This window comes from Streptomyces sp. NPDC021019 (assembly GCF_044333295.1).
Classification (GTDB): Bacteria; Actinomycetota; Actinomycetes; order Streptomycetales; family Streptomycetaceae; genus Streptomyces.
Window position 1 is genome coordinate 822823 of the sequence record NZ_JBIRQR010000002.1, and the last position, 16027, is coordinate 838849.

Here is a 16027-nt window from a genome sequence, read left to right on the forward strand (position 1 = left end):
ACCCTAGGTCACGCTGAATCGCACCGGTAGCCGAACGGCTACGGAGAGGAGCGATCGATGTACGGCGAGAACGTACGCCCGAATACGCCCACGCCCTCCAACACCCCCGCCCCCGCCCTCGGAACCCTCCTGGTCGACACCAGCCGCGCCGACCGCGTGGGGGAGTTCCGAGGGGTCGCCGGCCCCTACTGGTCGCTGCGGCCCGTAGGGGGCGGCGCGGAGTGGGAGGTCGAGCCCCGCCATGTGCGGCCCGCAGTCCTGATAGAGCAGCTCCGCGCTCGTACCGCGCGCCTCAACGCCCGTAGCCGGGGTGAGGTCCTGTGAGCCCGCGTCCCCTTGCCCGGTTACGGGGCCGGCTCGCCCAACGCCGTCACCGGTACGCCCCACCGCTCGCCGAGCTCGTACGCATCGAGTCGGACCCCGCCTACCGGGCTCTGTTCCGGGCAGAGTTGGACGCGGCCGTCCAGGAACGCTTCGCGAGCCGCGCCGCCGTCGTGGCCGACGTCGAGGCAGCGGCCGACCGGCTGCGGGAGCTGATCCGGCACGGCGGACCCGGGCGGTCCGCATGACGCGCTCAGCGGTTTACGCGGCCGAGGTCACCCTCTCCGACGGGCAGCGGTTCGCCTCGCTCGGCGGGGTCGTCGTACGGAACCGGCGGCTCGTCCTCCTCTGGCTCCGGCGGCAGGCGCTCCGCCTGGCCAACGGCCACGGGCTGCCCGTCGTGGCCGAGCGCATAACACTGCCGACCGGCGACGTGTGCCCGGTCCGCTTCCACGGCGCCGACGCCCCCGAGGAGTTGCGTCGCTGGGCCACCGGCAGTGCGCATCAGGACCAGGCCATACGGGCCCTGGAGGCCGGGTTCCCCGCGCTGTTCACCGTGCTCGACCCCGCCGTCGGGCTGAGCCTGACGCTCGCCGGGTGGCGTGGCCGCCCGGCCGACCGGTAGTCCCGCCGCCCGAAACGGAGTTGAACGCCGTGCTCCAGTGCGCCGCCGTCACCCTTCTCCCTCCCGAAGCCGTACTGCGGCTCCGCACCCCCGGGGTGGAGGAGCCGGACGGTCCGGAGCCGTACGTCCTGTGCGAACTCGGCGAGCACGACGCCCCGCACACCGAACACGCCGCCTACCTCCGGCCGGGCCGGACGCCCGACTCACCGGCCCAGTGGTTCTTCTGGACCGGCGGCGGGCCCGAACGCGTCCACCGGACCGACCGCGCGCCTTGGTGCCCCGCCCTCCTCCGCCGGCTCGACACGGACGTCGTGCGGCGGTGCTCCTTCTTCGACCACCACACCGCGCCCCACTCCTGGGACGTGGACGATCCGCTCGGCGACCTGCTCGCGGAGCGGCTCGTACCAGGCGACTCCCCCGAAGGGTGACCCGTACCCATGAACCAGTGCACCGCCGTCGCGTTACTGCCGCCCCCGGAGCACGTGCTCGCCCTGTCGGTCCCGGATCGCCGCCCGGAGGCCGGATATCTGCTCCGCGAGCTCGGGGAGGGCCACGAGGACACGCACGCGACGATGCTGTGGGACGAGGGCGAGCGGCCGGGAAGCGCCGTCTGGGCGCCGGCCATGACCGGACCGCGCTCCCCACACGTCCCGCGGTACGCGGTCGCGTTCGGCCTCATGCGGCTCGGACTGCTCAGCCCGGACAACGGGCTGGTAGGGCAGGCGGAAGGTGTCAACGCCTTCACCGCTGCCGATCTCGGCAGCGACACCGCGTCCGCCTACTGCGCGCGGGACGCGCACCGCATCCCGGCCGAGGACACTGCGGAGAACTTCTCCTTCAGCGCCGCCTCCAGCCACCGCACCCAGCAAACGATCAAGGACTCCCCCTCCATCGCCCCGCAGCTCAGGCGCTCGCGGACACCGGCCATGCTGATGATCGCCGAGTGCTCTTCCCAGGTCCGGCAGTGGCAGACGACCATCCTCGCGAACAACCCCGCCATCCAGCACACACCCAGTACATGCCCGGCGTCGGCCACCACATGTGGAACGGGCTGGGTGACAACGACCGACGAGCAGCCGCCGCCGTCACCGCGTTCCTCCAGGACAACCCCGCACCGCTGCCCGACTACCCGACCCGAGCCGACATCCCGGCCCTTCTCCGGGGCCACAGGTAAGCGAGCAGACCCATCGCATCGCATCCACGGCGCGTGGCGGAGCAGACCCGGTCGTACCCGGAGGCCGTCGAAACGGCGCACGCCGGCTTTGCCTCCCTCCAGCAGCGCGACCGCAGCCCCACCCAAGCGCGTGGGCCCGGATCACGAATGATCCGGGCCCACGGTCGTACGGCACGCGGGACCCACGGGGTGCCCGCTCAGCTACCGCTCGGGCAGCGCTCGAATGTCAGCTCTGTGCGGGCGACGCGTCCTGGTCGCCGGGCTCGGCGGCGGCGGTGGTGGCCGCCTGGGCCTCGGCGCGCTCGCGCATCTTGCGCACCAGCTCCTGCTTCTTGTCCTCGGCGGCCTTGCGGTCGGCGCCTCGCGCGGAACCCGCGCCCTGCTGTTCGGCGCGGGACAGCTTCTTGCGCTGTCCGCCGACGCCGAGGAGGTTGTTGCGGCTCTTGGCCACGGCGTTCTCCCATGTGTGGAGGTGAGGTTGACGTAATCGGACGATCGAGATCGATCCGGTGGGCGACGGGTGCTGCGACCCGTCGCGCTCTCACTCGTAGATCTGGAAGAACGAAGACATGCCGAAACCGTACCCCGCCCCGCGAACGCCCCGCACCAGGTTTTCCGGCCGACCGGGCCGCTCCCCGATCCGATGCGACCCGATCCGTTCCGACCAGGGTCGTTCGTCGTCTTCCGCCACGTCTTCTACCCGCCTGCGGGGAGAAGACGTCCGCCGCTCCCGGTCGCGTTCAGACGCGGTGCCCCGGACCCGGTCGCGGTGGGAACGTCGGCGGGCTCAATCAAGTCCCCACGAGGTTGAGCATGTCGGCATGGCTGTTGACGAAGGAGCGGGTCTGGACCGCGCCGTGGCGCGGGCGCGGCAGATTCGGCGGGGGCGGGCCGCTTCGGCGGCGCGGTGTCCGGGGCGGTGATGAACGGAGCGGGTTGCGGTGGTGGAGACACGGGAGCAGGTGGGCTCCACCGGAACCGCCGCCCCGGGACCGGGAAATCACCACCGGCGAAGGAAGGTCTAGACCTAAAGACGGTGGGCAGACGGGCGGAAGAGCCCCGGGGCGCCCCCACAGGGTCTCGCCGGACAGCCCTCCGGCAGACCACCGCCCCGGGGCTCACCACCGCAATCGCCTTCACAGGCACACCCTGAACACCCGGTCAGGCCGGACTGGGCTACGAGGCGGTGGCATCCGCGACTGTCTGGCGGATCTTGAGGACGCTGTCGACGCCGGAGACCTGGAAGAGGCGCCGCACCTGTCGCGAGGGTGCGACGATGCACAGCGGTCCCGTCTGGTGGGCCAGTATCAGCAGGTTCAGGAACGCCGAGTCGGCGAAGGTGACGGCGGAGGCATCGAGGACGACCATCGGGTACTTCCTCGCCGCGGCCTGCAGCGCCTCCCGGAGCGGAGCGATCGAGGCCAGGTCGTACTCGCCGGACGCGGCGATCACCCAGGCCCCGCGGTACTCGTACTGCCGAGGCGCGGAACCGTACGAGGCGTCCACGGTGATCCGCTGCGGCGTCAGTATCCCGCCGACGCTGCTCGTGCACGTCGACAAGGCGGTCTCGTTGCAGAACACCTCGGGCTCCTCCTGTGCTTCTCCCGTACCGGGAACACGTCATTGGTGACAGGAAAAATATGTCATGCAACGTGCTTCCGGCAACCCGCGTCCCCTAAAATGGCGTCCATGGCCGCTGTACCTGACTCCCACACCGGATGGACGTTCATCACCAGCCACGCCCGCGTGCTGGCAGCCATCGCCGACAACCCCAACATCCGTATCCGCGAGATCGCCGCCCACTGCCGGCTCACCGAGCGCGCCGTGTCGCGGATCATCTCCGACCTGGAGCAGGACGGATACCTCTCACACACCCGTGAAGGACGCACGAACACCTACCGCATCGGCCCGGACAAAGTGCTGCGCCACCCCGCAGAAGCCGGTCTGCCCGTGGCCTCGCTGCTCTCCCTGCTCGTCCAGGACGAAACCGAGCGCACCGGCACACCGGCCACCCCCGAGCACCATCCGGTGGACATCACCGCCGCGGGGTAGCACAGGACCGCGCCGGGCCCCGCTCACTGCTCGCGACCGTCCTATGCGGCGGAGGCAACGGTGACGTACGCGTCGGCCTGGACCTGCGGCGGCTCGTTCGCCTCGTCGTCGGGCTGGTACACGTCGAAAGGGCCGCTCGTTCCGGGCACAGCGCCCAGGACGGGGCAGCACAGCGCGTCGAGCGCCAACTGCACGGCCCAGGCCATGAGCGCCGGGCGGGGCCGGGGCGGCGGCCGGCGAGCCGGTCGGCCCCGTGGACCGCGACCATCCCGGACTGCCCCAGCGGCACGCGAGGTGATGAGGGCTCAGACGCGGCGTACTGCGAGTACCGCGGGCGGCATCGATCGCATGCCCGTCACGCCTGTGTTCCGGGCGGGGCAGGCGCGGGTCGTCAGCTTGACCGGTCGGTCGTGCGGTGGCGTTCGGCGTTGACGCGCTGGGCTTCTTCGAGCTGGTCCTCGAGGATGACGATGCGGCAGGCGGCCTCGATGGGGGTGCCTTGGTCGACGAGTTCGCGGGCGCGGGCGGCGATGCGCAGCTGGTAGCGGGAGTAGCGGCGGTGGCCGCCTTCGGAGCGCAGGGGGGTGATGAGGCGTGCTTCGCCGATGGCGCGGAGGAAGCCGTGGGTGGTGTCGAGCATTTCGGCGGCCCGGCCCATGGTGTAGGCGGGGTAGTCGTCGTCGTCGAGACGGCCGAACGAGTCGTTTGCTGTCACTTGCACCTCTCTGTGGAACGCGCTTGAGGGGCCCTGGTGCCATACGGCACCAGGGCCCCGAAGGAACTGCTACACCATCGGCCGGCCGTGATCGGCTGCGCCGGCTCTCTGTTTCCGCAGGCCCGCCCCGGGAGAGGTCGGAGTCTGCGGGGATCGCGGTTGCTTGACCGGAGACCACCTCACTATCGATGTCCTGCGGTACCCGGGCCCACCTCCTGCACCCGGGCGATCCTGATGGCGGCCAACTCCTCCGTTCTTCCCTCTTGGTCAACTTCCGGCGTACTGCTTCCTGCTCGGTGACCTGTGGCAGCGTCACTCTTCGGCAGCCAGCCCCGTCGCCCGTCCTGCGTCTGCTCCGGCTTGGAACCCCGCTGCCGAACCTCCCGGCACGCGCGCCCGCAGCCGACGCCTTTACCGAGGGACCACACACTTCACTGCTGGTCCTGCGAACTGCTTTCGCGGGTACCGACGCCGCGTTCTCGCCGCGGCCCCGCTCGCGGCGGCCCCTGAACCCGCGGGCCACCCGGTCCGGCCGTCAGTCCCGTCGCCGTCCTGCAACCGCTGGCTTCGAAACTCCACCACCGCACCGCCCTGCCACTGCAACCGCGTGTACTGCTGCCCGCCAGTTCGTCTCTGCCGGGCTCTGCTGATCTCGGCTACGGGAGAAACCATAATCACGACCTCGCCGAATGTCTACCATGGCCGACATAGATTTTCCGTGGTCGAAAATTGAGGTAATCGATCGCTGCCGGGTTGAGGGCGGCGGGGCGGGGCACATCCGGCGGCTTCGGCCGGCGCATGGTCAACCACCTCGCCCGCACCACCGCGGCCATCCACCGGCCCGCCGGCGGCAGAACCGTCAGCGCCTTCCTCGCCCGATAGCACCACGCCCCCGGACGGCCACCGCCCCACATCGCTATGGGCCGGTAAACCGGGATGTGGCACCGCCGGGGCCAGCTGCAGCCGAGCAGGCGCAGAGTCCCGAGGAAGCCAACGCCAGATCACGCCCTCGAACTGATCCCGCAGCTTCACCGGATGGGGGGCCGCACTCGCCGACCGGCAAGTACGGCTGGATGAGTTCCGCCTGGCCGTCACTGAGCTGTCGGCGCGTCACACCAGCGTTCTACCGTGACCCGTCCCGGCACGGCAGCGGAACGCGGATATGGATCACGACCTCACACCGACCCCAGAACGAGCGGCCCGGGTCTCAGGCCGTGGGGTCGACCGTCGCCTGATGGGCCTCGGCCAGGTGCTCCTCGGCCTTCAGCCAGGGCAGGAACTGCGCCGGGCGCTGCCACGCGCAGGTGGAGCACGTCAGCTGGCGCGTCACGCTCGACTTCCTTACCTGCACGACGTGTTCACGGCCGTGCTGGTCCCATCTGCTGACCTTGCTGGTGGTGCTGGACGGCATCGCGTACCTCCCGGAACGGCGGCGGGGGCTCCGGTGGACTGTACGACGAAGCCCCCGGTTCCGTACCCGGAACCGGGGGCCTCACGCACGGGTGCGAGTGTCAGCAGCCGAGCAGACGCGAGCCGAGGTACGCCTGGATCTGGTCCAGGGAGACGCGCTCCTGCTTCATGGTGTCGCGCTCGCGCACGGTCACCGCGTTGTCGTCGAGGGTGTCGAAGTCGACGGTGACGCAGAACGGGGTGCCGATCTCGTCCTGGCGGCGGTAGCGGCGGCCGATGGCGCCGGCGTCGTCGAACTCGATGTTCCAGTTCTTGCGCAGGTCGGCGGCCAGGCCCTTGGCCTTCGGCGAGAGCTGCGGGTTGCGGGAGAGGGGCAGCACCGCGGCCTTGACCGGGGCCAGGCGGTGGTCGAGGCGCATCACGGTGCGCTTCTCCATGACGCCCTTCGCGTTGGGGGCCTCGTCCTCGACGTAGGCGTCCAGGAGGAACGCCAGCATCGCGCGGCCGACACCGGCCGCGGGCTCGATGACGTACGGCGTCCAGCGCTCGTTGGCCTCCTGGTCGTAGAACTGGAGGTCGGTGCCCGACGCCTCGGAGTGCGCCTTGAGGTCGTAGTCGGTGCGGTTGGCCACGCCCTCCAGCTCGCCCCACTCGCTGCCGCCGAAGCGGAAGCGGTACTCGATGTCGGCGGTGCGCTTGGAGTAGTGGGAGAGCTTCTCCTTCGGGTGCTCGAACCAGCGCATGTTCTCCTCGCGCATGCCGAGGTCCGTGTACCAGTTCCAGCGCTGGTCCATCCAGTACTGCTGCCACTCCTCGTCCTCGCCCGGCTTGACGAAGAACTCCATCTCCATCTGCTCGAACTCGCGGGTCCGGAAGATGAAGTTGCCCGGAGTGATCTCGTTCCGGAAGGACTTGCCCATCTGCGCGATGCCGAACGGCGGCTTCTTGCGCGAGGTCTGCTGCACCTGGCCGAAGTTGGTGAAGATGCCCTGGGCGGTCTCGGGGCGCAGGTAGGCGACCGAGCCGGAGTCCTGGGTCGGGCCGAGGTGGGTGGAGAGCAGACCCGAGAACTGCTTGGGCTCGGTGAAGGTGCCCTTGTTGCCGCAGTTGGGGCAGTTGAGGTCGGCGAGGCCGTTGACCGGCGGCTTGCCGTGCTTCTCCTCGTACGCCTCCTCCAGGTGGTCGGCGCGGTAGCGCTTGTGACAGGAGGTGCACTCGGTCAGCGGGTCCGAGAAGGTCGCGACGTGGCCGGAGGCGACCCACACGTCCGGGGCCAGGATGACCGACGAGTCGAGACCGACCACGTCCTCGCGCCCGGTGACCATGTAGCGCCACCACTGACGCTTCAGGTTCTCCTTCATCTCGACGCCCAGCGGCCCGTAGTCCCAGGCGGCCTTCTGACCACCGTAGATCTCACTGCAGGGGTAGACGAAGCCACGGCGCTTGCTCAGGCTGACGATGGTGTCGATCTTGTCGGCGGCCACGGTGCTCTCTTCATTACGACGGTGACGAACGGCGAATGCCTCAGATTACCGGCGGGCGCACCCCTGGGATCAAATCGGTGGGAGGTGAGGGATCTTCCTGGTGATCTCCCCGGTGCCCCTATGTGACCTTCCGGGCATCTCATCAGCCTTGTTGACAATCGTTTCCACTTTAGTTGAAAATGACTGTCATGAACGTACGCCGCCTCATACCCACCACCGCCGTCGCCGGAGCAGTCGTCCTCGGCCTGACCGCTCTCTCGGCCTGCTCCACCTCCGACGCAGCGGACGGGAGCAACGGCGACAAGCTGAAGGTGACGGCGTCGTTCTACCCGATGCAGTTCCTGGCCGAGAAGATCGGCGGCGAGCACGTCGCGGTCACCAGCCTCACCAAGCCGGGCGTCGAGCCGCACGACCTGGAGCTCAACCCCCGCCAGATCGGCTCCATCAGCGAGTCCGACTACGTGCTGTACCTCAAGGGCATCCAGCCCGCCGTGGACGACGCGATCAAGCAGTCCGGTGTGAAGAACACCGTCGACGCCGCGACCCTCACCACCCTGGAGAACCACGGCTCCGAGGTCAGCGGGCACAACCACGGTCACGAAGGCGAAGAGAACCACGCCGACGAGCACGCGGACGAGCACGGCCACGAGGAAGAGGCCCCCGAGGAGCACGAGGGGCACTCCGAGGGCGACGGCCACAACCACGGCGAGGAGGGCGGCGCCGACCCGCACATCTGGCTGGACCCGGTGAAGTACGCCGAGGTCGCCAAGGGCGTCGGCAAGTCGCTGGAGAAGGCCGACCCCGACCACGCCGCCGACTACAGGAAGAACACCGACGCCCTCGTCGCCGAACTGGGCGAGCTGAACACGGCGTACGAGACCGGGCTGAAGAACACCTCCACCAAGACGTTCATCACCACCCACTCCGCCTTCGGCTACCTCGCCGAGCGCTACGGGCTCACCCAGCAGGGCATCGCGGGCATCGACCCCGAGGCCGAGCCGAGCCCCGCCCGGATCCAGGAGATCCACACCATCGCGGAGAAGGAGAAGGCCACCACGGTCTTCTTCGAGACGCTCGCCAGCGACAGGACCGCCAAGACCCTCGCGAAGGACACCGGTCTCAAGACCGGCGTCCTGGACCCGCTGGAGGGAATCACGGACAAGTCCCAGGGCGCTGACTACATCGAGGTCATGGAGTCCAACCTCACCGCGCTGCAGAAGGCACTCGGCGCGAAGTGACCCGCACCACCCCGTGGACCCGCACCACCCCTGGATCGGAGGCGCTCATGCCGGAGCGTGAGAGCACCACCCGCGAGCCCGTGGCCACCGACCGCGCGCAGCCCGTCATCGCCCTGCGCGGCGCATCGGCCACCCTCGGCGCACGCCCCGTGCTGCGCGGGGTGGACCTGGCCGTGCACCGCGGCGAGGTCGTCGCGCTGCTGGGCGCCAACGGCTCCGGCAAGTCCACCGCCGTACGGTCCGCCATCGGGCAGGTCCCCCTGACCGGCGGCACCGTCGAGCTGTTCGGCACCGAGCTGCGCCGCTTCCGCCGGTGGGGCCGGATCGGCTACGTCCCGCAGCGCACCACGGCGGCGGGCGGCGTGCCCGCCACGATCCGCGAGGTCGTCGCCTCCGGCCGGCTGTCCCGCACGGGGCTTCGGTGGCCCGGGAAGGCCGACCGGGCGGCGGTGGACCGGGCCATCGCGCTCGTGGGACTCGCCGACCGCGCCAAGGACTCCGTGAGCGCGCTGTCCGGGGGCCAGCACCAGCGGGTCCTGATCGCCCGCGCCCTGGCCGCCGAGCCGGAGCTGCTGATCATGGACGAGCCGATGGCCGGGGTCGACCTGGCCAGCCAGGAGATCCTCGCCTCGACCCTGCGCGCGCAGGTGGCGCTGGGCACCTCCGTGCTGCTCGTGCTGCACGAGCTGGGCCCGCTGGAGCCCCTGATCGACCGGGCCGTCGTCCTGCGCGACGGCTGCGTCACCCACGACGGGCCGCCGCCCGAGGCGCTCGGCCAGCACGCGCTGCCCGGCCACGACCACGTACACCCCCACGCGGCCGCCGAGCCCGTCCGGACGGGACTGCTGACCTGATGCTCCTCGAATTCCTGAACCCTCCCTTCATGCAGCGGGCGCTCATCGCGGCCGTCCTGGTCGGCATCACGGCGCCCGCCATCGGCATCTACCTGGTGCAGCGCCGGCAGGCCCTGATGGGCGACGGCATCGGGCACATCGCGATGACCGGCGTCGGCCTCGGCTTCCTGCTCTCCACCAGCCCCGTCTGGATGGCCACCGCCGTCGCGGTGGCCGGCGCGGTCGTGATGGAGCTGATCCGCTGGTACGGACACACGCGCGGCGACCTCGCCCTGGCGATGCTGTTCTACGGCGGCATGGCGGGCGGCGTCATGCTGATCAACCTGTCCGACACCGGCTCCAACGCCAACCTGACCTCGTACCTCTTCGGCTCGCTGGCCACCGTCTCCGAGTCGGACGTCATCGCGATCTGCGCGCTGGCCGCCTTCGTGGTGCTGGTCACGGTGGGGTTGCGACGGCAGTTGTTCGCGGTCAGCCAGGACGAGGAGTTCGCCCGGGTGTCCGGGCTGCCGGTGCGGGTGCTGAACCTGCTGATCGCGGTGACCGCCGCCGTGACCGTGACCGTCGCGATGCGGGTCGTCGGTCTGCTGCTGGTCAGTGCGCTGATGGTGGTGCCCGTGGCGGCGGCGCAGCAGATCACCAAGTCCTTCAAGGTCACCTTCGTGCTGGCCGTGGTGATCGGCACGGCCGTGACCCTCACCGGCACCGTGACCTCGTACTACCAGGACGTTCCGCCCGGCGCGACGATCGTGCTGCTGGCCATCGCGGTGTTCGTGGCGCTGACCGCGCTCGCCGCTCCGCTCGCGAGACGCCGGGCACGGGCGAGCGAGGCGAAGGGGGCCGAGTGCACCCTTGAGGTACCGGGGGCCCGCCGGGAGCGGGACGACGTACGGGTGTGACAACGGTGCGGGTGGCCGAGTCGCACCGTACGTGTTCGCCGGCGGCACCCGGCCGGGCTGGCACAATGGCCCGACACATGTACGGGCGACACGAGGAGGCAGCTGTGGCCACGGCGCCGATCAGTGGCACGAACGCAGCGCCGGTACGCGGCCGGTCCACCCGGCAGCGGGCGGCGGTGGCGGCGGCGCTCGACGAGGTCGACGAGTTCCGCAGCGCCCAGGAGCTGCACGACGTCCTCAAGCACCGCGGCGACTCCGTGGGCCTGACGACGGTCTACCGGACCTTGCAGTCCCTCGCCGACGCGGGTGAGGTCGACGTCCTGCGCACCGCCGAGGGCGAGTCCGTCTACCGGCGGTGCTCGACCGGTGACCATCACCACCACCTGGTCTGCCGGCTCTGCGGCAAGGCGGTGGAGGTCGAGGGCCCGGCCGTCGAGCAGTGGGCCGAGATGATCGCCGCCCAGCACGGCTATGTGAACGTCGCGCACACCGTCGAGGTGTTCGGCACGTGCGCGGAGTGCGCCGCGAGCAAGGCGTAGCGAGCGAGACGAACGAGAAGAGGCGGGCCCGGGACGTTTTACCCGTCCGGGGCCCGCCTCTTTCACGTCACTTTTCGCGCCGATTTCCGCGTCGGGCCGGTGTCACTTCTTGGCGGCCTCAGCGGCCTTCGCCGCCTTCGCCGCCTCCACCGCCTCCGCCCCGCCGAAGCGGCGATCGCGCTGGGCGTACTCCAGGCAGGCCCGCCACAGGTCCCGACGGTCGAAATCCGGCCAGAGAACGTCCTGGAAGACCATCTCGGCGTACGCGCTCTGCCAGATCAGGTAGTTCGAGGTGCGCTGCTCGCCGCTGGGGCGCACGAAGAGGTCGACGTCCGGCATGTCCGGGTAGTACGTGTACTTCGCGAACGTCTTCTCGTTGACCTTGGACGGGTCGAGCTTCCCGGCCGCCACGTCCTGGGCGATGCGCTGCGCGGCGTCCGCGATCTCGGCGCGGCCGCCGTAGTTGACGCAGAAGTACAACGTCATTCTGTCGTTGTCCTTGGTCTGCTCCTGGGCGACCTGGAGCTCCTGGACGACGGACTTCCACAGCTTGGGCATGCGGCCCACCCAGCGGATGCGGATGCCGAGCTCGTCCATCTCGTCGCGGCGGCGGCGGATCACGTCGCGGTTGAAGTTCATCAGGAACTTCACCTCGTCCGGCGAGCGCTTCCAGTTCTCCGTGGAGAACGCGTACAGCGAGAGGTTCTTCACGCCCATCTCGATGCAGCCCTTGAGAACGTCCATGACGACGCCCTCACCGACCTTGTGGCCCTCGGTGCGCGGGAGACCCCGCTCCTTCGCCCAGCGGCCGTTGCCGTCCATCACGACGGCGACGTGCTGGGGCACCAGCTCGCCGGGGATCTTCGGAGGCGTCGCGCCCGTGGGGTGCGGCTCGGGGGTCTTGTACGTGCGCCGGTTACGGCCGCCGAGGATCCCGCGTACTGCCATGAGCTTCTCAGTCTCCCTGTGTCACTTCTCCACGCACCGCGCCGTCTGCCCGACGCAGCGCGTCACTTCTCCACGTACCGCTTCACTTCTCGACGCACCGCGTCACTGCTCGACGTATCACGTCACTTCTCGACGTACCGCAGCGAGCGCAGGCCGCGCTCCAGATGCCAGTGCAGATAGGCGGACACCAGCCCGCTCCCCTCCCTGACATGCCGTGCCTCGCACGCGTCCGCCGTCGCCCAGTCGCCGCTGAGCAGCGCGCTCAGCAGGGCCAGGGCCTGTGCCGAGGGTACGACGCTGCCGGGGACCCGGCAGTCACCGCATATGACGCCCCCCGCGGCGACGGAGAAGAACCGGTTCGGACCCGGCATTCCACACTTGGCGCAGTCCTCGAAGCTGGGCGCGTATCCGTTGACCGCGAGCGAGCGCAGCAGGAACGCGTCCAGGATCAGGTGGGGGGCGTGCTCGCCCCGGGCGAGGGTGCGCAGGCCGCCGACGAGCAGCAGATACTGCTGGACGGCCGGCTCGCCCTCGTGGTCGGTGAACCGCTCGGCGGTCTCCAGCATCGCGGTGCCCGCCGTGTAGCGGGCGTAGTCGGCGACGATCCCGCCGCCGTAGGGGGCGATCGTCTCGCTCTGGGTGCAGAGCGGCAGCCCGCGGCCGACCAGCTCGCTGCCGCGCGCGAAGAACTGCACGTCGACGTGGGAGAAGGGTTCCAGGCGGGCGCCGAACTTGGATTTGGTGCGGCGCACCCCGCGGGCGACGGCACGCACCCGGCCGTGGCCGCGGGTCAGGATCGTGATGATCCGGTCGGCCTCGCCCAGTTTCTGCGTACGCAGCACGATGCCGTCGTCCCGGAACAAGCTCATGGGCCCATTGTCGCCCACCTGGCGTCGACCCATGGCGGGCCCGGCGGCGCAGGCAGGCCGGGAGGCTCTACGAGGGCGTACGGGCGGCCGCCGCCAGCAGGCGGGCGGTGTCGTCGGCGGGGAGCTGGAGGGCGCTGCCCACGGTGGTCAGGACCTGGCGCTCGGCGGTGCGGTAGGGCCCGTCGGCCAGCGCGATCCTGGCGCCCTGGAGGAGGACGGACTCGCGGCCGGCGGTGGCCAGGTGCGGGGCGAGCGGGGCCAGCACCTCGTGCAGCTCGATGGCGAGGGTCGGGCCGCAGGCCTCGGCGGCCGGGTCGGAACCGGAGCCCTGCCCGGTGTCGGCGGCCAGCACCTCGACGACGGTGAACAGCTGCTCCTGGGTGCAGTCGTCGAGCCCGGCGTCGCGCACGGTGGCGACGGCGGCCTCCAGGACCGTGCGGGAGGTGGTGCCCCCGGCGGCGAGGACGGCCAGGGTGACGGTGTGGACGGCCTCGCGGAGCATCGCCGAGAACCGGGTCGTGGTGGGGTGGTCCAGCGCCTCGGGGGCGTAGTGGGCGAGGCAGGCGGCGCACTCGACGACGGGCTCGGTCTCGCCCCTGCCGACCAGCGGGACGCCGAGGACGGTGAGGCGGCGGCGGCCGGTGAGCCGGCGGTAGTTGCGGTCTCCCCCGCAGCCGGGGCAGAAGAAGGCGCCGTCGCCGACGGCGTCCCAGATGGTGCGAACGCCGCAGAGGACCGGCCTCAGAGCGCGTTGTCCTTTGGCTGACCGCACGTCGCACACCTCCGTAACGCTCCGGCAACATTGCCGTGTGTTGGACGTGATGTTAGCCACACACGCGAGGCGGCGTCAGCCTCTGGGACGTCACAACCCCCGGATATGGCCGAACCCCGACCACCCGGAGCGGGCGGTCGGGGTCCGTCAATGCCGTCGTACGGGGTCGAACCGGACGCCGGTACGACGTGGGGTACGCGAAGGGGCCGGTCGGGTCAGCGGGCCGCGCGGTTGACGGCGGAGACGACCGCCTTGAGCGAGGCGCGGGTGGTGTTGGCGTCGATGCCGATGCCCCACAGGACCTTGCCGTCGATCGCGCACTCGATGTACGACGCGGCCTGGGCGCTGGCGCCCTCGCTCATCGTGTGCTCGGTGTAGTCCAGCAGCCGGGCGTCGATGCCGATGGCCTGCAGCGCTTCGAAGAACGCGGAGATCGGGCCGTTGCCCGTACCGCTCAGCACGGTGTCCACGCCGTCGACGGTGGCCTCGACGGTCAGGGTGTCCCGGCCGTCGGTGTCGGTGGTGGTCTGGCCGGAGCGGAGCTGTACGCGCCCCCAGGCGTTTTCCGCGTTCGGCAGGTACTCGTCCTGGAAGGTGGTCCAGATCTGGCCCGGGGTGACCTCGCCGCCATCGGCGTCGGTCTTGGCCTGAATGATCCGGGAGAACTCGATCTGCATCCGGCGTGGCAGGTCCAGCTTGTGGTCGTTCTTCAGGACGTAGGCGATACCGCCCTTGCCGGACTGCGAGTTGACCCGGATGACGGCCTCGTAGGAGCGGCCGACGTCCTTCGGGTCGATCGGCAGGTACGGCACGGCCCACTCGATGTCGTCGACGGTCTTCCCCTGGGCGGCGGCGTCGCGCTCCATGGCGTCGAAGCCCTTCTTGATGGCGTCCTGGTGGGAGCCGGAGAAGGCGGTGTAGACCAGGTCGCCCGCGTAGGGGTGGCGCGGGTGGATCTCCATCTGGTTGCAGTACTCGCTGGTGCGGCGGATCTCGTCGATCTGCGAGAAGTCGATCTGCGGGTCGACGCCCTGGGAGAAGAGGTTCATGCCCAGGGTGACCAGGTCGACGTTGCCGGTGCGCTCGCCCTGGCCGAACAGGCAGCCCTCGATGCGGTCGGCGCCGGCCATGATGGCCAGCTCGGCGGCGGCGACGGCGGTGCCCCGGTCGTTGTGCGGGTGGACCGACAGGCAGACGAACTCGCGACGGGTCAGGTTGCGGGACATCCACTCGAAGCGGTCCGCGTGGGTCGAGGGCGTCGAACGCTCCACGGTGGCGGGCAGGTTGAGGATGATCTCGCGGCCCTCCTCCGGCTGCCAGACGTCGCAGACGGCCTCGCAGACCTCCAGGGCGAAGTCCAGCTCGGTGTCGGTGAAGATCTCCGGGCTGTACTGGTAGCCGAAGGTCGTCTCCGGGCCCAGGATCTTCTCGGCGTACTCCATGACCAGCCGGGTGCCGTCCACCGCGATCTGCTTGACCTCGTCGCGCGAGCCGCGGAAGACGACGCGGCGGAAGGTGGGGGCGGTGGCGTTGTACAGGTGCACGGTGGCCCGGCGGGCGCCGACCAGCGATTCCACGGTGCGCTCGATCAGCTCCTCGCGGGCCTGCGTCAGGACGGAGATCGTCACGTCCTCGGGGATCGCGCCCTCTTCGATGATGGAGCGTACGAAGGCGAAGTCGGTCTCGCCGGAGGACGGGAAGCCGACCTCGATCTCCTTGTAGCCCATCGCGACCAGCAGGTCGAACATCTCGCGCTTGCGCGCCGGCGACATCGGGTCGATCAGCGCCTGGTTGCCGTCGCGCAGATCGGTGGAGAGCCAGCGGGGCGCGACGGTAATCCGGTTGTCGGGCCAGGTGCGGTCGGCGATGTCCACGGCCTCGTAGCCGCGGTACTTGTGGACCGGCATCCCGGACGGCTTCTGGAGCTGCGTCGCGTTGGTGATCGGGGTGGGGCGGCCGACGGAATCGCGGGCGGGGTTCACGGGATTACCGGCAGGATTCACGGTGGTCATGGCGTAGGGCTCCTCGGTCCAGCGGGGGTCGGCCGACTGTGTCGCTGCAGCACCAGACTCCGCGGGGAGGGGGTCGGCCTACGACTACAGGCCCTCGCCGCGGCAGCTAAGGAGA

The 16027-nt window shown here is 70.3% G+C and carries 21 protein-coding genes and 1 pseudogene; 11 read left to right on the forward strand and 11 right to left on the reverse strand.

Annotated features, from left to right (window positions below):
- The first annotated feature begins 57 nt into the window (after window positions 1–57).
- The 5 genes and pseudogenes from ACH4RG_RS14765 to ACH4RG_RS14785 form a co-directional block, all read left to right on the forward strand.
- Window positions 58–324, forward strand: a complete 267-nt coding sequence (locus tag ACH4RG_RS14765; protein ID WP_398539633.1) for a hypothetical protein — start codon at window positions 58–60, stop codon at window positions 322–324.
- Window positions 321–569 (forward strand): hypothetical protein, encoded by a 249-nt coding sequence (locus tag ACH4RG_RS14770; protein ID WP_397916756.1) that lies wholly within the window; start codon window positions 321–323, stop codon window positions 567–569. Before ACH4RG_RS14765 ends, ACH4RG_RS14770 begins: the two co-directional genes overlap by 4 nt.
- Window positions 566–946 carry a hypothetical protein gene (locus tag ACH4RG_RS14775; protein WP_397916757.1) on the forward strand — a complete coding sequence of 127 codons (381 nt, stop codon included), beginning with the start codon at window positions 566–568 and terminating at the stop codon, window positions 944–946. Before ACH4RG_RS14770 ends, ACH4RG_RS14775 begins: the two co-directional genes overlap by 4 nt.
- Before the next feature lie 29 nt (window positions 947–975).
- Window positions 976–1374 (forward strand): hypothetical protein, encoded by a 399-nt coding sequence (locus ACH4RG_RS14780; protein WP_398539634.1) that lies wholly within the window; start codon window positions 976–978, stop codon window positions 1372–1374.
- A 9-nt stretch (window positions 1375–1383) separates the two neighbouring features.
- A pseudogene (locus ACH4RG_RS14785) lies at window positions 1384–1563 on the forward strand (hypothetical protein); the annotation flags it as partial.
- 161 nt (window positions 1564–1724) lie between these two features.
- On the opposite strand, the gene ACH4RG_RS14790 reads toward ACH4RG_RS14785, so the two are convergent.
- A complete protein-coding gene (locus tag ACH4RG_RS14790) occupies window positions 1725–1946 on the reverse strand; it encodes a hypothetical protein (RefSeq protein WP_398539791.1) in 222 nt (73 codons plus the stop codon).
- Window positions 1947–1964: 18 nt separating this feature from the next.
- Here ACH4RG_RS14790 and ACH4RG_RS14795 point away from each other — a divergent pair, with 18 nt between their 5' ends.
- A complete protein-coding gene (locus ACH4RG_RS14795; RefSeq protein WP_397928196.1) occupies window positions 1965–2120 on the forward strand; it encodes a hypothetical protein in 156 nt (51 codons plus the stop codon).
- Window positions 2121–2346: 226 nt separating this feature from the next.
- Here ACH4RG_RS14795 and ACH4RG_RS14800 read toward each other — a convergent pair whose 3' ends face one another.
- Window positions 2347–2571 (reverse strand): DUF6243 family protein, encoded by a 225-nt coding sequence (locus ACH4RG_RS14800; protein ID WP_397916759.1) that lies wholly within the window; start codon window positions 2569–2571, stop codon window positions 2347–2349.
- 725 nt (window positions 2572–3296) lie between these two features.
- Window positions 3297–3701, reverse strand: a complete 405-nt coding sequence (locus tag ACH4RG_RS14805; protein ID WP_397916760.1) for an STAS domain-containing protein — start codon at window positions 3699–3701, stop codon at window positions 3297–3299.
- Window positions 3702–3809: 108 nt separating this feature from the next.
- On the opposite strand from ACH4RG_RS14805, the gene ACH4RG_RS14810 reads away from it, so the two are divergent.
- Window positions 3810–4172 carry a helix-turn-helix transcriptional regulator gene (locus tag ACH4RG_RS14810; RefSeq protein WP_397916761.1) on the forward strand — a complete coding sequence of 121 codons (363 nt, stop codon included), beginning with the start codon at window positions 3810–3812 and terminating at the stop codon, window positions 4170–4172.
- A gap of 41 nt (window positions 4173–4213) precedes the next feature.
- On the opposite strand, the gene ACH4RG_RS14815 is transcribed toward ACH4RG_RS14810, so the two are convergent.
- The 4 genes from ACH4RG_RS14815 to ACH4RG_RS14830 all read right to left on the reverse strand — a co-directional run bounded on the left by ACH4RG_RS14815 (window position 4214) and on the right by ACH4RG_RS14830 (window position 7781).
- Entirely contained in the window at window positions 4214–4378 is a 165-nt protein-coding gene (locus tag ACH4RG_RS14815) for a hypothetical protein (RefSeq protein ID WP_397916762.1), read from the reverse strand.
- A gap of 185 nt (window positions 4379–4563) precedes the next feature.
- Complete coding sequence (locus tag ACH4RG_RS14820) at window positions 4564–4887, reverse strand: MerR family transcriptional regulator (protein ID WP_397916763.1); 324 nt, start codon at window positions 4885–4887, stop codon at window positions 4564–4566.
- Window positions 4888–6094: 1207 nt separating this feature from the next.
- Complete coding sequence (locus tag ACH4RG_RS14825) at window positions 6095–6298, reverse strand: hypothetical protein (protein ID WP_018961191.1); 204 nt, start codon at window positions 6296–6298, stop codon at window positions 6095–6097.
- Between the two features lie 100 nt (window positions 6299–6398).
- Entirely contained in the window at window positions 6399–7781 is a 1383-nt protein-coding gene (locus ACH4RG_RS14830) for a glycine--tRNA ligase (RefSeq protein ID WP_397916764.1), read from the reverse strand.
- Between the two features lie 188 nt (window positions 7782–7969).
- Between ACH4RG_RS14830 and ACH4RG_RS14835 the strand changes: the two genes are divergently transcribed.
- From ACH4RG_RS14835 to ACH4RG_RS14850, 4 genes are all read left to right on the forward strand, one after another.
- Entirely contained in the window at window positions 7970–9019 is a 1050-nt protein-coding gene (locus ACH4RG_RS14835; RefSeq protein WP_398539635.1) for a metal ABC transporter substrate-binding protein, read from the forward strand.
- Between the two features lie 47 nt (window positions 9020–9066).
- Complete coding sequence (locus tag ACH4RG_RS14840; protein ID WP_398539782.1) at window positions 9067–9873, forward strand: metal ABC transporter ATP-binding protein; 807 nt, start codon at window positions 9067–9069, stop codon at window positions 9871–9873.
- A complete protein-coding gene (locus tag ACH4RG_RS14845) occupies window positions 9873–10772 on the forward strand; it encodes a metal ABC transporter permease (protein WP_397928158.1) in 900 nt (299 codons plus the stop codon). The genes ACH4RG_RS14840 and ACH4RG_RS14845 overlap by 1 nt, the downstream gene beginning before the upstream one ends.
- Before the next feature lie 104 nt (window positions 10773–10876).
- Entirely contained in the window at window positions 10877–11311 is a 435-nt protein-coding gene (locus ACH4RG_RS14850; RefSeq protein ID WP_003969280.1) for a Fur family transcriptional regulator, read from the forward strand.
- 102 nt (window positions 11312–11413) lie between these two features.
- On the opposite strand, the gene ACH4RG_RS14855 is transcribed toward ACH4RG_RS14850, so the two are convergent.
- The 4 genes from ACH4RG_RS14855 to leuA form a co-directional block, all read right to left on the reverse strand.
- Entirely contained in the window at window positions 11414–12259 is an 846-nt protein-coding gene (locus ACH4RG_RS14855; RefSeq protein ID WP_018961196.1) for an isoprenyl transferase, read from the reverse strand.
- Window positions 12260–12381: 122 nt separating this feature from the next.
- A complete protein-coding gene (gene recO / locus ACH4RG_RS14860) occupies window positions 12382–13128 on the reverse strand; it encodes a DNA repair protein RecO (RefSeq protein ID WP_026237355.1) in 747 nt (248 codons plus the stop codon).
- Window positions 13129–13195: 67 nt separating this feature from the next.
- Window positions 13196–13900, reverse strand: coding sequence for a TerB family tellurite resistance protein (locus ACH4RG_RS14865; protein ID WP_018961198.1), 705 nt, complete (start codon window positions 13898–13900; stop codon window positions 13196–13198).
- Between the two features lie 215 nt (window positions 13901–14115).
- Window positions 14116–15912, reverse strand: coding sequence for a 2-isopropylmalate synthase (gene leuA, locus ACH4RG_RS14870; RefSeq protein WP_397916767.1), 1797 nt, complete (start codon window positions 15910–15912; stop codon window positions 14116–14118).
- Window positions 15913–16027: the final 115 nt, after the last annotated feature.